Origin of the sequence: Bradyrhizobium hereditatis (assembly GCF_020329435.1) — a bacterium.
GTDB lineage: Bacteria > Pseudomonadota > Alphaproteobacteria > Rhizobiales > Xanthobacteraceae > Bradyrhizobium > Bradyrhizobium hereditatis.
The window spans coordinates 287,135-302,324 of the sequence record NZ_JAGKJK010000007.1; the positions used below are offsets into that span (position 1 = coordinate 287,135).

General features: G+C 59.7%; 12 protein-coding genes and 2 pseudogenes. 8 read left to right on the forward strand and 6 right to left on the reverse strand.

What is annotated here, in order from left to right:
• Positions 1-15: 15 nt before the first annotated feature.
• Positions 16-2,313: an NADP-dependent malic enzyme gene (locus J6524_RS18535; protein WP_225673038.1), complete on the reverse strand. Its 2,298-nt coding sequence runs from the start codon at positions 2,311-2,313 to the stop codon at positions 16-18.
• A gap of 722 nt (positions 2,314-3,035) precedes the next feature.
• Here J6524_RS18535 and nifD point away from each other — a divergent pair.
• The 8 genes from nifD (at position 3,036) to fdxB (ending at position 10,741) form a co-directional block, all read left to right on the forward strand.
• Complete coding sequence (nifD, locus tag J6524_RS18540) at positions 3,036-4,538, forward strand: nitrogenase molybdenum-iron protein alpha chain (protein WP_028350531.1); 1,503 nt, start codon at positions 3,036-3,038, stop codon at positions 4,536-4,538.
• Between the two features lie 71 nt (positions 4,539-4,609).
• Positions 4,610-6,169, forward strand: a complete 1,560-nt coding sequence (gene nifK, locus J6524_RS18545) for a nitrogenase molybdenum-iron protein subunit beta (protein ID WP_225673039.1) — start codon at positions 4,610-4,612, stop codon at positions 6,167-6,169.
• Positions 6,170-6,267: 98 nt separating this feature from the next.
• On the forward strand, positions 6,268-7,932 hold the full coding sequence (nifE, locus tag J6524_RS18550; protein ID WP_225673042.1) for a nitrogenase iron-molybdenum cofactor biosynthesis protein NifE: 1,665 nt from the start codon (positions 6,268-6,270) through the stop codon (positions 7,930-7,932).
• 9 nt (positions 7,933-7,941) lie between these two features.
• Entirely contained in the window at positions 7,942-9,348 is a 1,407-nt protein-coding gene (gene nifN / locus J6524_RS18555) for a nitrogenase iron-molybdenum cofactor biosynthesis protein NifN (RefSeq protein ID WP_225673044.1), read from the forward strand.
• Complete coding sequence (gene nifX, locus J6524_RS18560) at positions 9,345-9,740, forward strand: nitrogen fixation protein NifX (protein WP_225673046.1); 396 nt, start codon at positions 9,345-9,347, stop codon at positions 9,738-9,740. The genes nifN and nifX overlap by 4 nt, the downstream gene beginning before the upstream one ends.
• Positions 9,741-9,747: 7 nt before the next feature.
• A complete protein-coding gene (locus J6524_RS18565; RefSeq protein WP_225673048.1) occupies positions 9,748-10,218 on the forward strand; it encodes a NifX-associated nitrogen fixation protein in 471 nt (156 codons plus the stop codon).
• Between the two features lie 9 nt (positions 10,219-10,227).
• Positions 10,228-10,428 (forward strand): CCE_0567 family metalloprotein, encoded by a 201-nt coding sequence (locus J6524_RS18570; protein ID WP_171580741.1) that lies wholly within the window; start codon positions 10,228-10,230, stop codon positions 10,426-10,428.
• Positions 10,429-10,441: 13 nt separating this feature from the next.
• A complete protein-coding gene (gene fdxB / locus J6524_RS18575) occupies positions 10,442-10,741 on the forward strand; it encodes a ferredoxin III, nif-specific (RefSeq protein ID WP_225673049.1) in 300 nt (99 codons plus the stop codon).
• A 184-nt stretch (positions 10,742-10,925) separates the two neighbouring features.
• Here fdxB and J6524_RS37980 read toward each other — a convergent pair whose 3' ends face one another.
• The 5 genes and pseudogenes from J6524_RS37980 to J6524_RS18590 all read right to left on the reverse strand — a co-directional run.
• Positions 10,926-11,129, reverse strand: coding sequence for a DUF6894 family protein (locus J6524_RS37980; protein ID WP_035727945.1), 204 nt, complete (start codon positions 11,127-11,129; stop codon positions 10,926-10,928).
• Between the two features lie 852 nt (positions 11,130-11,981).
• Positions 11,982-12,119: a hypothetical protein gene (locus J6524_RS18580; protein ID WP_249789522.1), complete on the reverse strand. Its 138-nt coding sequence runs from the start codon at positions 12,117-12,119 to the stop codon at positions 11,982-11,984.
• 3 nt (positions 12,120-12,122) lie between these two features.
• Positions 12,123-12,173: pseudogene (locus tag J6524_RS37720) on the reverse strand (hypothetical protein); the annotation flags it as partial.
• 335 nt (positions 12,174-12,508) lie between these two features.
• Positions 12,509-14,173, reverse strand: a complete 1,665-nt coding sequence (locus tag J6524_RS18585; protein ID WP_225673051.1) for an MFS transporter — start codon at positions 14,171-14,173, stop codon at positions 12,509-12,511.
• Positions 14,174-14,933: 760 nt separating this feature from the next.
• Positions 14,934-15,180: pseudogene (locus J6524_RS18590) on the reverse strand (IS5/IS1182 family transposase); the annotation flags it as partial.
• Between the last annotated feature and the right edge of the window lie 10 nt (positions 15,181-15,190).

Here is a 15,190-nt window from a genome sequence, read left to right on the forward strand (position 1 = left end):
GGAAGGCGACCGCCTTCAATTAGCCGAGTTGCGGGCGCGCTCCTGGGCCTCGACCGCGGCGACCGCCGTCATGTTGAGGACGCCGCGCGCGGTCACCCCGGGCGTTAAGATATGCGCTGGCCGCGCCGGACCGATCAGGATCGGCCCCACGGGAAGCGCATCCGCCAGGACCTTTACCGTCTGATAGGCGATGTTGGCAGCATCCAGCGTCGGCATGATCAGGATGTTGGCCTCGCCATCCAACGTCGATTGCGGCAGCACCATCCGTCGTGCAGCGGCCGACAGCGCGGTGTCGCCCTGCATCTCGCCGTCAGCCTCGAGCCCCGGGTGCTTCTCTTTCAGAAGCTGGGTGGCGCGGCGCATCTTGCGCGAGGAATCGGTGTCATAGCTGCCGAAGTCGGAATGCGACACGAACGCGACCTTCGGCTTGAAGTTGAAGCGCTGGACGTGGAGCGCCGCCAGCGAGGCCATTTCCGCCAGTTCCTCCGCGCTTGGGCTGGGCCGCACCTGGGTATCGGCGATGAAATAGGAGCCCTTCCTGGTGATCATCAGCGCCAGCGCCGCATAATCGCTGATGCCCGGCAAGAAGCCGATGATCTCGCGCACATGCCGCAGGTGGCTCATGTACCGCCCCTCGACGCCGCACAGCATGGCGTCGGCTTCCCCACGCACCACAGCGAGGGCCGCGATCACCGTGTTGTTGGTGCGCACCACCGTGCGCGCCGCATCCGGCGTGACGCCGTGGCGCCCTGCGACGTCGATATAGGACTGCACGTAGGAGCGATAGCGCGGATCGTCCTCAGGATTGACAAGGTCAAAATCCTCGCCCGCCTTGATCGAGAGGCCAAACCGTTTGATGCGGGCTTCGACCACCGAGGGCCGCCCCACCAGGATCGCCCGCGCCAGCTTCTCCTCGAGGACCACTTGCGTGGCGCGCAGCACGCGCTCGTCCTCGCCCTCGGCGTAGATGACGCGCACCGGCTGCGTCTTGGCCTTGGCGAACATCGGCTTCATGACGAGGCCGGAGCGGAACGCAAACCGCTCGAGCAGCGCGCGATATTCGTCGAAATTCTTGATCGGCCGCGTCGCGACGCCGGAGTCCATCGCAGCCCTCGCCACGGCCGGCGCGATGCGCAAGATCAGGCGCGGGTCGAACGGGCTCGGGATCAGCGATCCCGGCCCAAAGCCCTGCGTCTCGCCGGTGTCGAAACCGGAAGCCACCGCGTCCGACGGAGGATCGCGCGCAAGCTGCGCGATTGCATCGACCGCCGCGTGCTTCATCTCCTCGTTGATTTCGGTGGCGCCGACATCGAGCGCGCCGCGGAAGATGAAGGGAAAGCACAGCACGTTGTTGACCTGGTTCGCGAAGTCCGAACGTCCCGTGCAGATCATCGCGTCGGGACGGCCTTTGCGGGCCTCGTCCGGCATGATCTCCGGCACCGGGTTGGCGAGCGCCATCACCAGCGGCTTGTCGGCCATCTGCTTGACCATTTCCGGTCTCAGCACATTTGGCGCTGACAACCCCAAGAAGATATCCGCACCGGGAATGACATCCGCGAGCACCCGCGCATCAGTGTTCTGCGCATAGACGGCCTTCCAGGGATCCATCGAGGTATTGCGGCCTTCATGGACGACGCCATCGATGTCGCAGACCCAGATGTTCTTACGCTGCGCACCCATCGACACCAGCAGGTTGAGACAGGCGATCGCGGCCGCGCCGGCGCCGGAGCAGACGATCTTCACGTCGGGCAGCTTCTTGCCGTTGAGAAGCAGCGCGTTGGCGATCGCAGCGCCCACGATGATGGCGGTGCCGTGCTGGTCGTCATGGAAGACTGGGATCTTCATGCGCTCCTTCAGCTGCGCCTCGATTGCGAAGCATTCCGGTCCGCGGATATCTTCGAGATTGATGCCCCCGAAAGTCGGCTCCAGCGCCGCCACGGTGTCGACCACGCGCTCGACGGTGTCGGCCTTGATCTCGATGTCGAACACGTCGATGCCGGCGAACTTCTTGAACAGCACCGCCTTGCCTTCCATCACGGGCTTGGACGCCAGCGGGCCGATATTGCCGAGGCCGAGCACGGCGCTGCCATTACTGACCACGGCAACCAAATTGGCACGTGCCGTCAGAGCGGCGACCTCAGCGGGGTCTTTGGCTATCTCGGTGCAGGCGGCGGCAACGCCGGGCGAATAGGCGAGCGCAAGGTCGCGCTGGTTGACGAGCGGCTTGATCGCCTGGATTTCGAGCTTACCGGGTCGCGGCAGCCGGTGATAGGCCAGCGCCGCCGAAAGGAGATCTTCAGAATGGGATGACATGCTACTCTCGCGTTTCCTAACCCCAAGTTTCTAATTCTGTGCTCGTCTAACCAAGGTCAGTTGTCCGGTGGATGGAGCCGGATGTGAAGCACGCCCGGCAGCCTGGATGCAACATCCGATCGCGCCCCCATCAACAGCCCCCAATACGTCAAGGCGCATCAGCTAGGGCGTCTGGGCGTCGACGCGCATGCACAAGCCCATGGAGCGGAAATCCCACGAGCGCTGTGGCTTGAGGTGCTCAGGCAGTCGAGCAACGCCTGCGGGCAGGCCGCGACGATCTCTCTGGCTGGTCAGCCCAATAGGATTGGGATCAGGATGGCGAGGGAGGCTAGGCGCAATTTGCGCACCACCGTCGCCAACGAGCTGAGCAGCGGTCAGGCTTCACGACGATGGTGATCCAGACTGGCTGACGCAGCCTTGCAGCTGGGTCGCCGGGTCACGTGCCATTTCCGGCAGCGGGCCCGTGTCGCAATGTTCTCGCGGGCAAATGCGGTGCAATATCGCGCGCGCCCGCCCTTGTTTTTGTTTCGAACAGGATCAAACGAGCACGGTAGACACGCTCGATGTCGGGTTTGCAACAACAGTCCGGTTACCCGCGCGAAGGTGCCTATCTACTTTCAACTGCACTGTTTTTTGCGCTCACGTCGCGGCTGGCACGGTCGTTGCAAAACTCTTGGCCGAGAGCCGCCGTCGCAACAGGAAACCTTTTGAAGGATATCAGCATGAGTCTCGCCACGACCCAGAGCATTGCAGAAATCAAAGCCCGCAACAAAGAGCTGATTCAGGAGGTGCTGAGGGTCTATCCTGAGAAAACCGCAAAACGGCGCGCCAAGCACCTCAATGTTCACGAGGTCGGCAAGTCGGACTGCGGAGTCAAGTCCAACCTCAAATCCATCCCCGGTGTGATGACGATCCGCGGTTGCGCCTACGCGGGCTCCAAAGGTGTGGTCTGGGGACCGATCAAGGACATGATCCATATCAGCCACGGTCCGGTCGGCTGTGGACAGTACTCGTGGGGCTCGCGGCGTAACTATTACGTCGGCACGACAGGTATCGATAGTTTCGTGACCTTGCAGTTCACATCCGACTTCCAGGAAAAGGATATCGTGTTCGGCGGGGACAAGAAGCTCGTCAAAATCATTGATGAAATTCAGGAGCTGTTCCCGCTCAACAACGGCATCACCATCCAGTCGGAATGCCCAATCGGTCTGATCGGCGACGACATCGAGGCGGTCTCCAGGGCAAAATCGAAGGAATATGGCGGCAAGACAATCGTGCCGGTCCGCTGCGAGGGTTTCCGCGGCGTGTCACAGTCGCTCGGCCACCATATTGCCAACGACGCGGTGCGCGATTGGGTGTTCGACAAGGTCACCCCCGAGAGTAAGCCGACATTCGAGCCGACGCCCTACGATGTCGCGATCATCGGCGACTACAATATCGGCGGCGACGCCTGGTCATCTCGAATTCTGCTTGAGGAGATGGGCCTGCGCGTGATCGCGCAGTGGTCCGGTGACGGTTCCCTGGCCGAGCTCGAGGCAACGCCGAAGGCGAAGCTTAACGTGCTGCATTGCTACCGCTCGATGAACTACATCTCGCGCCACATGGAGGAGAAATTCGGTATTCCCTGGTGCGAATACAACTTCTTCGGGCCCTCCAAGATCGTGGAGTCGCTGCGCAAGATAGCCGGTTATTTTGACGACAAGATCAAGGAGGGTGCCGAGCGGGTGATTGCAAAATATCAGCCGCTGGTGGACGCGGTGATCGCTAAATATCGCCCGCGCCTGGAAGGCAAGAGCGTGATGCTGTTCGTTGGCGGACTGCGTCCGCGCCATGTGATCGGCGCCTACGAGGACCTCGGAATGGAGGTCGTCGGCACCGGCTACGAGTTCGGCCACAATGACGATTACCAGCGCACTGCCCAGCACTACGTCAAGGATGGCACGCTCATCTACGACGACGTCACGGGCTATGAGTTCGAACGCTTCGTCGAGAAGATCCAGCCTGACCTGGTCGGCTCTGGCATCAAGGAAAAATACGTCTTCCAAAAGATGGGCGTACCGTTCCGCCAAATGCACTCCTGGGACTATTCGGGTCCGTATCATGGCTATGACGGATTTGCGATCTTCGCGCGCGACATGGACATGGCCATCAACTCACCGATCTGGAAAAAGACCAAGGCGCCGTGGAAGGAGGTCCCGAAGCCGAAGCTGTTGGCTGCCGAATAACCCAAGTGGCCCGGCTCACTGCTGAGAGCCGAATCCAATATTGATCACGATTTTCGAAAGGAATCCTACCAATGCCGCAGAGTGCAGAACACGTGCTCGATCATTTCGAGCTGTTCCGCGGTCCGGAATACCAGCAGATGCTGGCCAACAAGAAGAAGATGTTCGAGAATCCCCGCGATCCCGCGGAAGTAGAACGCATCAGGGAATGGACGAAGACGCCCGAATATCGCGAAAAGAATTTTGCGCGGGAAGCGCTCACGGTAAACCCAGCCAAGGCTTGCCAGCCGCTGGGCGCGGTGTTCGCCTCAGTTGGCTTCGAGGCCACGCTGCCCTTCGTGCATGGCTCCCAAGGCTGCGTGGCCTATTACCGCAGCCATTTGTCGCGGCACTTCAAGGAGCCAAGCTCCTGCGTCTCCTCGTCGATGACGGAGGACGCTGCGGTATTCGGCGGGCTGAACAACATGATCGATGGGCTCGCCAACAGCTATAATATGTATAAGCCCAAGATGATCGCGGTCTCCACCACCTGTATGGCGGAGGTGATCGGAGACGATCTCAATGCCTTTATCAAAACGTCCAAGGAAAAAGGCTCGGTGCCAGCTGATTTCGATGTGCCGTTTGCGCACACGCCAGCCTTCGTGGGCAGCCATGTCACCGGGTACGACAATGCGCTCAAGGGCATCCTCGAGCATTTCTGGGACGGCAAGGCCGGGACAGCCGCGAAACTCGAGCGCGCGCCCAACAAGAAGATCAACCTCATCGGCGGCTTTGACGGCTATACCGTCGGCAACATCCGCGAGATCAAGCGCATCTTCGAATTGATGGGCATTCACTACACCATTCTTGCCGATAATTCCGATGTGTTCGATACACCGACCGACGGCGAGTTCCGGATGTATGACGGCGGCACGACTTTGGAAGACGCCGCGAACGCGGTTCACGCTAAAGCAACGATCTCGATGCAGCAGTGGTGCACGGAAAAGACACTGCCGTTCATCGCCGATCATGGCCAGGAGGTCGTGGCCTTCAATTACCCGGTGGGCGTGTCCGCAACGGATGAGTTTCTGATGGCGCTGTCGCGCATCAGTGGCAAAGACATTCCGGAGGAACTGGCTCGAGAGCGCGGCCGCTTGGTCGACGCGATGGCCGACTCTAGCGCGCATATCCACGGCAAGAAATTTGCGATCTATGGCGATCCAGATCTCTGCTATGGGTTGGCTGCCTTCCTGCTCGAGCTTGGCGCCGAGCCGATTCATGTGCTGTCCACGAACGGCAACAAGGCCTGGGAGGAGAAAATGCAGGCGTTATTTGGGACCTCGCCGTTTGGGCAGAACTGCCATGCCTATCCGGGGCGAGACCTCTGGCATATGCGCTCGCTCTTGTTCACCGAGCCGGTCGATTTCCTGATTGGTAACACCTATGGCAAGTATCTGGAGCGCGACACTGGTACGCCGCTGATCCGGATCGGTTTCCCAATCTTCGATCGGCATCACCATCACCGCTCTCCGGTGTGGGGCTATCAGGGGGGCATGAACGTGTTGGTGAAGATTCTCGACAAGATCTTCGACGAGATCGACAAGAAGACCAACATTGCCGGCAAGACCGACTATAGCTTCGACATCATTCGTTGATGACGAACGGCGCACGCCATCGCCGGCAAACGTCGGCGATGGCCTAAGCGCACGATGGACTGATCTTCGCGAACAGGCTCGGTTGGGAGGAGAGACGGATGAGTTCGCTATCGGCCACGATCCAGAACATCTTCAACGAGCCGGGCTGCGCCAAGAACGCCAACAAATCGGATGCCGAGCGCAATAAGGGTTGCACCAAGCAGCTGCAGCCGGGCGCCGCCGCAGGCGGCTGCGCCTTCGACGGCGCCAAAATTGCGCTGCAGCCTTTTACCGACGTCGCCCATCTCGTGCACGGTCCGATCGCCTGTGAGGGTAATTCCTGGGATAACCGCGGTGCGGCTTCGTCTGGCGCCAGCATCTGGCGCACCGGATTTACCACTGACATGAACGAAACCGATATAGTATTTGGGGGCGAGAAGCGTCTATACAAAGCAATCAAAGAGATCATCAACAAGTACAACCCGCCGGCCATTTTCGTCTATCAGACCTGCGTTCCCGCCATGATCGGCGACGACATCAATGCGGTTTGCAAGGCGGCTTCGCAAAAGCTCGGCAAGCCGGTCATTCCCGTAAATTCGCCGGGCTTCGTCGGCTCCAAGAACCTTGGCAACAAGCTCGCCGGCGAGGCCTTGCTCGAGCATGTCATCGGAACGCAAGAGCCGGACTACACCACGCCCTATGACATCAACCTGATTGGCGAATACAACCTGTCCGGCGAGCTTTGGCAGGTCAAGCCGCTGCTTGACGAGCTCGGTATCCGCATCCTCTCCTGCATCTCGGGGGACGGCAAATATCGCGAAGTCGCCTCTTCGCACCGGGCGCGCGCTGCCATGATGGTATGCTCGAAAGCGATGATCAGTGTCGCGCGCAAAATGCAGGAGCGTTACGGCATCCCGTTTTTCGAAGGGTCGTTCTATGGCATCCAGGATTCCAGCGATTCGCTGCGTCAGATTGCCCGGCTGTTGGTCGAACGTGGGGCGCCTTCCGAACTGATTGAGCGCACCGAGGCGGTGATCGCGCGTGAGGAGGCGGGCGCCTGGGCCGCGATCGAACCGTACAAGCCCCGCTTTGCCGGCAAGAGGGCACTTCTGATCACTGGCGGCGTCAAGTCCTGGTCCGTGGTGGCGGCGCTGCAGGAGGCAGGGCTCGAGCTGGTCGGCACCAGCGTCAAGAAATCCACCAAGCAGGACAAGGAGCGCATCAAGGAGCTGATGGGACAGGATGCCCATATGATCGAGGACATGACGCCGCGCGAGATTTACAAAATGCTGAAGGACGCGAAAGCAGATATCATGCTCTCGGGCGGCAAATCGCAGTTCGTTGCGCTGAAAGCGGCGATGCCCTGGCTCGACATCAACCAGGAGCGCTGCCACGCCTATATGGGCTACCTCGGTATGGTGAAGCTGGTCGAGGAGATCGACAAGGCGCTGTTCAACCCGATGTGGGAGCAGCTGCGTCGACCAGTGCCGTGGGAGGAGGTGGCCAAGAATAGGCAGACCAAGGTGATGGCGCAGATGGACGCGCAGGCCGCCGAGGTCGCCGCCGATCCGGAGACGACCCGGCGCGCGAAAAAGGTCTGCTTGTGCAAGGAAGTCGATCTCGGCACCCTCGAGGATGCAATCCGCTCCCATGGCCTGACCAGCGTCGAGGCAGTCAGACAGCACACCAACGCGTTCGGTGGCTGCTGCAAGAGGCGTATCGAGGACATCCTGGCGAAAATGCCAGTGTCCTCGCCGCCTGCCATGCTGCAGGCCGCGGAATAGGACGGCGTCATGGCGATCGTCACCACGCCGAAGAAGGCCTGCGCGGTCAACCCGCTGAAGATGAGTCAGCCGATTGGCGGCGCATTCGCCTTCATGGGCCTGCGTGGAGCGATGCCGCTTCTGCACGGCTCGCAAGGGTGCACATCCTTCGGGCTCACGCTGTTCGTGCGGCATTTCAAGGAGGCGGTGCCGCTGCAGACGACTGCGATGAGCGAGGTAGCGACCGTGCTCGGCGGTTATGAAAATGTCGAGCAGGCTATCCTCAACATATACGATCGTGCCAAGCCGGAGATCATCGGGATCTGCTCGACCGGAGTGACCGAAACTAATGGCGATGACGTCGACGGCTACATCAAGCTGATCCGCGAGCAGCATCCGCAGCTCGTCAAATTTCCTTTAGTCTTTGTCTCGACGCCCGATTTCAAGGACGCCTTTCAGGATGGGTGGGGGAAGACGGTGGCATGCATGGTCGAGGTACTGGTGGAGTCGCCGGCGGGCGGGGCGGAGCGTGATCCCGCGCGGGTGAATGTCCTCCCCGGATGTCACCTGACGCCGGGTGACCTCGACGAACTCAGGACGATCCTGGAGGATTTCGGCCTGAAGCCATCCTTCCTGCCTGATCTCGCGGGATCTCTGGACGGGCATATCCCGGACGAGTTTACGCCAACGACCATTGGTGGCATCGGGGTTGACGAAGTAGCGGGCATGGGCCGGTCCAGCTGCACCATTGCCATCGGTGAGCAGATGCGGCGGGCGGCAGAAGCCATGCAGGCCAAGACCGGGGTGCCGTTCCGCCTGTTCGAGCGGCTGTGCGGCCTCATCCCCAACGATGACTTCATCGCTTTCCTGAGCGACATCAGTGGCCGCCCTGTGCCAGCAAAATATCGGCGCCAGCGCGGCCAGCTCGCCGACGCGATGCTGGACGCCCATTTTCATGTTGGCGGCCGCAAGCTCGCGATTGGTGCCGAGCCTGACCTCCTGTTCGATCTGTCTAGCATGCTTCACGAGATGGGCGCGCAGGTGACGGCAGCCGTAACGACCACGCAGTCGCCGGTGCTGGAGCGGATCGGAACGAACGAGGTGCTGATCGGCGATCTCGAGGATCTGGAAGAGCTTGCTAGGACGAGGAATTGCGACCTGCTGATTACGCATTCGCATGGCCGCCAAGCGGCGGCGAGGCTGAAGATTCCGTTTTATCGCGCGGGATTTCCGATGTTCGATCGAATCGGCGCGGGACACCAGCTATCCGTCGGCTATCGCGGCACGCGCGATGTGATCTTCGATATCGCCAATCTCGTGATCGCCGACCGCGAGGAAAATCATCAGCCTACGCCCGATAGCTGGCGGACCTCGAGACAGCCCTTAAAGCCCAGCCGCCGCAGCTTCATCGCCTCAACAGAGGAATCGATTGCATGAAAGTCGCATTCGCTACCCAAGACTTGAGGCGCGTCGATGCGCATTTTGGCTGGGCCAAGTACATCGCGATCTATGATGTTGGGCCGATCGGGCACGTATTTCTGAAGGCAGTTCAGTTCGACGGCGATCTCAAGGAAGACGGCAACGAGGACAAGCTCGCGCCCAAGATCGAGGCAATCAAGGATTGCGCCATCCTCTATGTCGCGGCCATCGGCGGCTCCGGTGCCGCGAGGGTAGTGGCGAACAATATACATCCGATCAAGGTGAACAAGCCCGAGAACATCCTGGTGCTGGTCGAGAAGCTTCGGCACGTGCTGAAGGGTACGCCGCCACCCTGGCTGCGCAAGGCGCTGGCAAAGGACCAGGAGCGCACGCTCGATTTCGAAGAATGAGGACGACATGACTGAAGTCGCGGATATCGTGCAAACCGATCGCGCGCTCGATGCGCCATTCGTGAGGGAACTGATCAAGATCTGGCGCGCCCAGGACGTCCATGGCGCGTGGGACGGCAAGAGCGATCTCGATTTGCTCGAACCGTATATTCTGGACAAGGAAAAACGGCGCGCGCTGCCGATCGTCGGCGATCCCGATCCGGATACGGTCTGGCGGCTGGAGCTGTTCTTCGATGCAGTCGCGCTCTCGATCGAGAAGGCGACGGGTGTGATGATCCAGCCGATGCTGAAGATGCACCATGAAGGCTTTGGCCGCATCGTGCTGATCGGCGGGCGGCTGATCGTGGTGAACAAGCAGCTGCGCGATGTGCATCGCTTTGGCTTTGACAATCTCGCAAAGCTCGCCGCCGAGGGTGGCAAATACGTCGAAGGCGGCATCGAGATGACTCGGAAATTTTCCGACGTGGCGAACTATTGAGGGCAGCTCATGAGCGAACTTGAAATCCTGAAAGCAGAAATAAGAAAGCTGTCGGTGAAGGCGACCAAGGCCAAGATGGATCTGCACGATTTGTCCGAGGAACTTCCCGTCAACTGGACCTCGATCTTGGCGGTGGCGCAGAAGGCGCACGATGCCTTTGCCGAACTGGAGCGCAAGCGCGAGGATCTCAAGGCGCTAGAAAAGGCCTAAAGGGTATCCGATCATGTCATTTGCAACGCGCGACGGCCGCGACTGGACGCCGAACTACCTGATTTCAATTGATCCCAAGAAGTGCATCGGTTGTGGCCGCTGTTTCAAGGTCTGCGGTCGCGACGTCATGACGTTGAAGGGGATCAATGAGGAGGGCGATCTTGTCGATCTCGACGATGACGATGACGATGAGATCGAAAAGAAGATTATGGTGATGAATGACCAGGGCGCTTGTATCGGCTGCGGCGCCTGCGCCCGGGTTTGTCCGACCAACTGCCAGACCCACCAGCCCGCCGGAACGGAAGCCGCTTGACAGCGCCTCTGTCCGCCTTTCCCGCAGGCAAGCGGGAGTTGGACGGCAAAGCCTCGCTGAAGGAACTCTCCATATGCTGCGCTCGGGGATAGAGCCCTTGGCGCCGATCCATTCCCGCCAGCTTGCGGTGCCGAGCCGACCCCAGGGTAGAGTCGCCCGCAATTCGCTTTGGATGGAATGCCGATCACACGCTTATGTAATACACTTCATCTCGGTCCTTGCATGTTACGACTACACTGGTGGTACCCCGTAGAAGAGGGTGAGTTCTCGCTAGCTCCTCTGCCAAGCGCTCGGCCGCACGGAAGGCTTGCACCTCGTTTTCGAATGCCAACCCGCAGGGGTCGTCGACATTCCGCTTTCCTGCGAGATTGAAATAAAAACGAAGCATTGCTCGCCGGCCTTGTTGCACGTGAGAAAGAAAACAGATTTTTATAAACGAGATGCGGTGATCGCATGTCACCCATAACGAAGTGTGCGCTTCCGGCTACCTAGCTCGAGGCTACTACGGGGCGTCAGACGATGAGCGGAGTGGGCGCCAATCACTTAGGCGGCGCAATCTCGGCGGAATTGTAGCTCATGGGTTTATCCTTGGTTGTTTTCGCCTACCGCAAATGAGGAAAAGGCACAATGCCGCTGGAGAAAAACAACTCAGATAGTTGGTACGCTTCGGACGAAAGTGAAGCATGCCGACTACAGCAACGACTTAAACGGCGCGTTCCGTGCAGTACGTACAAGCTTAACGATCAGGACGGCTCTCAAGAGGTCCAATAAAGGCCGAAGCTTCGTTCTCGCGAAGGGGTGACTCCTTCGCAGAACCAGAGTCGGACGATGCTCACGACGACTCGGTCGGAGAGGAATTCTCAATAGATATGACGGACGGTAGGGATCGCCCTGAATCATCAGTGACGACAGACGAACAGCGCGAGCTGGAGTGCTGCAAGCAGGAGATTGCGCATCTCAAGCAGTTGGTTGTGCGGCTTTCGGAGATTGTTATGCGCAACGTCGTACGGCACACCGAGGACCGAACATCGGAACGCTTGTGAATTCTGAGCCTGCGCGCGCGGTGAAGCTTAACCTCGCGAGCGGCCGCTATGACGTCGAAGGCCGAAAATCGATCAGACATGATCAGGGCAGCGCGGTCATTGGATTGTGGCGGTTTTGTCCTCAGAGCTCCAGAACGGCCTTCAAGCGAGCTTTCTCTAACGATGCTTGAGCGCAGTAAGCCTGTTAGCAAACTCGGTCACCTAGCGAGATCACCAAAAACAAACTCGTCGAGTGCTTCCTGTTGTGCGGCGAAGCTCGCAAAATGCTTGTAAGTCTTGTCCGTCAGCGACATCTGGACGACCCGGGCATCGCTGGTAGAGGGCTTGCGCCGCAAGAAGCCCTTCTTCTCCAGCAGCTTTGATTGCGTAGTGACGAATGAAGCGCGCAGGAATGCGTGCGCGCCACGCTCTTCCCGGTCCGCAAGTCGTGTTGGCGCGGTTCATGGCAGCGGACAAAAGCTTTCGGAAGGCTCGCCGGGCGCCACAGCGCAACCGATGCATCTGAGCAAGATCAACGACGAACTTGCCGTAGTAGTCTGGTAGTAGTCTGGAGGAGCTGCATCATTGTGGCTTGCCTGCTTTGTATTCCTCAGTCAAAGCAGAGAAGTTGATGAAAAAGCATCCTGCGGAGATGCACAAAGGCTTATGAATACCGATCGATTATCTTCGAGAGTTTGATTCAGCTAGACGCAATCTGAATCGCGCTGGAACGCGATGATCGCGATCAGAAACGCGAGATTTCTTGCTTCCCAAAGGCCTCGGACACGTTTTCCTTCCAGCGCACCGATCCGAACGGGCGTTCCAACATGCGTCGGACCCGCACGGGCTCAGGGCCAATGTGGAAAGCAATTGCCTGCTGTTCAATCGCGCGCTCCGACGGAGTCGAGCGGTTGCGCTGGCGCAAATAATCGAGCCATGTCGGGCAGTGATAGCGCTCGGTCCATAGTTCGGGATCGGCGATGTCGCGCGCTATCGACCAGCCATAAGCGCCATTGCGCTGCCGGAACAGCTGTACGTCCTGCATCATGTTGTGAAAGGACCGCGCATTCCCCTGCGTTACGCGATATTCGATCTCGACAACCAACGGGCCGCTGCGTCCGGTCAGCGCCAGCCGCACCTCAGGATCCTCAAGCACCTCGGCCTCTTCGCCCCACGCGCCGACGCGCGGCATGCGCCACCAAAGGCCTAGGAGCGGCGAGACCAACATCAGGGCGGCCGAGACCAGGAGCGCAGTTTGGACCCCAGCGGCATCGGTGAGATGGCCCCAACCCCAACTGCCGACAGCAATCCCGCCGGAACTCGCCGCCTGATAGGCCGCGAGCGAGCGTCCCGCCACCCAGCGTGGCGCCGATAGCTGCACGCCAATATTGAACAGCGCCCACGCCATCATCCACACGGCGCCCGCAAGAAAAAGCGCGGCCGTCGTCAGTATCGGCTCTCGGCTCAGCGCCACCGCGGCAATCGCACAGCCCATGGACAGCGCACAGGCGCGGATCGCCGCCTCGCCACTCATGCGCTTCCGCACCTCAGTGAGATTGAGAGCGCCGATCACCGCGCCCAGGCCAAAGGCGCTCAGCATGATGCCATAGGTCTGGGCATCGCCATGGAGGAGATCGCGCGCCACTAGCGGCATCAGTGCGATGATCGCGCCGCCGATCGCGCCTGTTACCATGGAGCGGGTCAGAACGATCTTGATCGATGGCGAATTGGCGATGTAGCGCACGCCCGTAACGATGGCACGGTTAAACCTTTCAGGCGGCAGACGCGAAGGTTCGGAGAAAGGTTTCCACAGGAACAGCGCCAGCATTAGTGGCAGATAAAGCAGCGCGTTTAGTGCGAAAGCAGCTACTGCGCCAGCGGTCACAACGACAATGCCACCGATTGCCGGACCTACACTGCGTGCGATATTGTAGCTGATGCTGTTCAGCGCGACGGCCGCGGGAAGCGTTTCCGACGGTACCTGTTCGCTGACCGAGGATTGCCAGGCCGGATCCATCAGCGCCACACCGCTGCCGACCACGAAGCATAGCGCCAATAACAGGTTCGGCGTGACTAGGCCGAGCCAGGCGAGGGCCGCCAGCGCGGCCGCGCCCGCGAGCGCGATACCAAGCGAAAATAGCATCACGATGCGCCGGTCATGCATGTCGGCAATGGCACCGGCCGGCATCGAGATCAGCATGACCGGCAGCATCAAGGCGGTCTGGACCAGTGCGACCTTGTCGGCCGACGATGTCATCTGCGTCATCGCCCAAGCCGCGCCAACGCCCCGTATCAAGGCGCCAAGATTAGAGAAAAGACTCGCCAGCCATATGCGGCGGAACGTGACATGGTGGAACGGCGCAGTGATGCTATCGGCGCTGAAGGTCTGCGACTGGGGCAACTCGGTCATTTGGCTCCTGCTTCGCCTCCGATAATGTGAACCTGGGCCAGATCAGTGATGGTCCGGGCAACCTCGACGCTACCAGGCAACCTCGGTCTGCCTTGTCGATTTGGTCGACCCAGCAGCGGCATTGCTCGGTGAACGCGATCATCGTTCCGGTCTGGGCAGGGTTCGCGGTCAAGCACGGCATGTCCCGCTCGGTGGCGGTCTTGACTTCGAGATTGATGCTGATCGCGTAGCGGATGGACATGGCATTAGATCACGGCGACGTGAGGCGAGATCGCTGTCGCAGGCAAATCTCAGATGAACCTCTTGAACGGCCGAGTTCCGATATTTTGATCTCGTCAGGGTGGATGGGCCACGCGAGTGAATGGCGATACGATATTCGCGATTCTCAATTTGCCTTCGAACACCGATCTAAAGGAATTCTCCTCAGCTCTGTCGGCCGCAGCATAGAATAGAGTGACCAAACGCGGGTTTTGCGCGTTGTATGCGAGTGAGCGATGAAAAAATGCGTAAACGCAGCTCGCGCCTTGGATAGCGGCATCAGCCTATACTTTGGTTTTCGGACGAAGCATCATTGCAAAGGGCAAAGTCTGCACTTGAGTACTTGAGGAGTTCATCGGACTGAATATCGAGCAAGACTTCTGCCACGGCCGCAAAGCGGGCGTAGCACTTCTCAAATACGACTGTCGTCCTGAAGAGAAGCCGAATGATTTGACGCTCGCTTCGAATTTCCATCGAGTGGGCCCGTGGGTCGTGTGGACACTTATCGCATCCATAGGACGATGGCAGCGAAAGTGACGACGGCACGGTAATTTCGGGCGGTCTTTTCGAAGCGGGTTGCGACGCGGCCGGAACTGCTTGAGTTTGAGAGGCACATTCCACGAGATGGCGCTGGACATAGACATGCTTGTCTCGCGGATATTTGAGCGCGCGCGACGTGTTGGTGGGGATGATGGCGAGCCCGCCTTTGCGATAGTCTGGCGCAAGTGATCGGCCTCGTAGGCTGTATCGGGCCATGAC

What these genes read in the sequence shown, in the direction of transcription:
- J6524_RS18535 (WP_225673038.1), bottom strand. Translation starts at nt 2,313, where the DNA reads ATGTCATCCCATTCTGAAGATCTCCTTTCGGCGGCGCTGGCCTATCAC.
- nifD (WP_028350531.1), top strand. Translation starts at nt 3,036, where the DNA reads ATGAGTCTCGCCACGACCCAGAGCATTGCAGAAATCAAAGCCCGCAAC.
- nifK (WP_225673039.1), top strand. Translation starts at nt 4,610, where the DNA reads ATGCCGCAGAGTGCAGAACACGTGCTCGATCATTTCGAGCTGTTCCGC.
- nifE (WP_225673042.1), top strand. Translation starts at nt 6,268, where the DNA reads ATGAGTTCGCTATCGGCCACGATCCAGAACATCTTCAACGAGCCGGGC.
- nifN (WP_225673044.1), top strand. Translation starts at nt 7,942, where the DNA reads ATGGCGATCGTCACCACGCCGAAGAAGGCCTGCGCGGTCAACCCGCTG.
- nifX (WP_225673046.1), top strand. Translation starts at nt 9,345, where the DNA reads ATGAAAGTCGCATTCGCTACCCAAGACTTGAGGCGCGTCGATGCGCAT.
- J6524_RS18565 (WP_225673048.1), top strand. Translation starts at nt 9,748, where the DNA reads ATGACTGAAGTCGCGGATATCGTGCAAACCGATCGCGCGCTCGATGCG.
- J6524_RS18570 (WP_171580741.1), top strand. Translation starts at nt 10,228, where the DNA reads ATGAGCGAACTTGAAATCCTGAAAGCAGAAATAAGAAAGCTGTCGGTG.
- fdxB (WP_225673049.1), top strand. Translation starts at nt 10,442, where the DNA reads ATGTCATTTGCAACGCGCGACGGCCGCGACTGGACGCCGAACTACCTG.
- J6524_RS37980 (WP_035727945.1), bottom strand. Translation starts at nt 11,129, where the DNA reads ATGCTTCGTTTTTATTTCAATCTCGCAGGAAAGCGGAATGTCGACGAC.
- J6524_RS18585 (WP_225673051.1), bottom strand. Translation starts at nt 14,173, where the DNA reads ATGACCGAGTTGCCCCAGTCGCAGACCTTCAGCGCCGATAGCATCACT.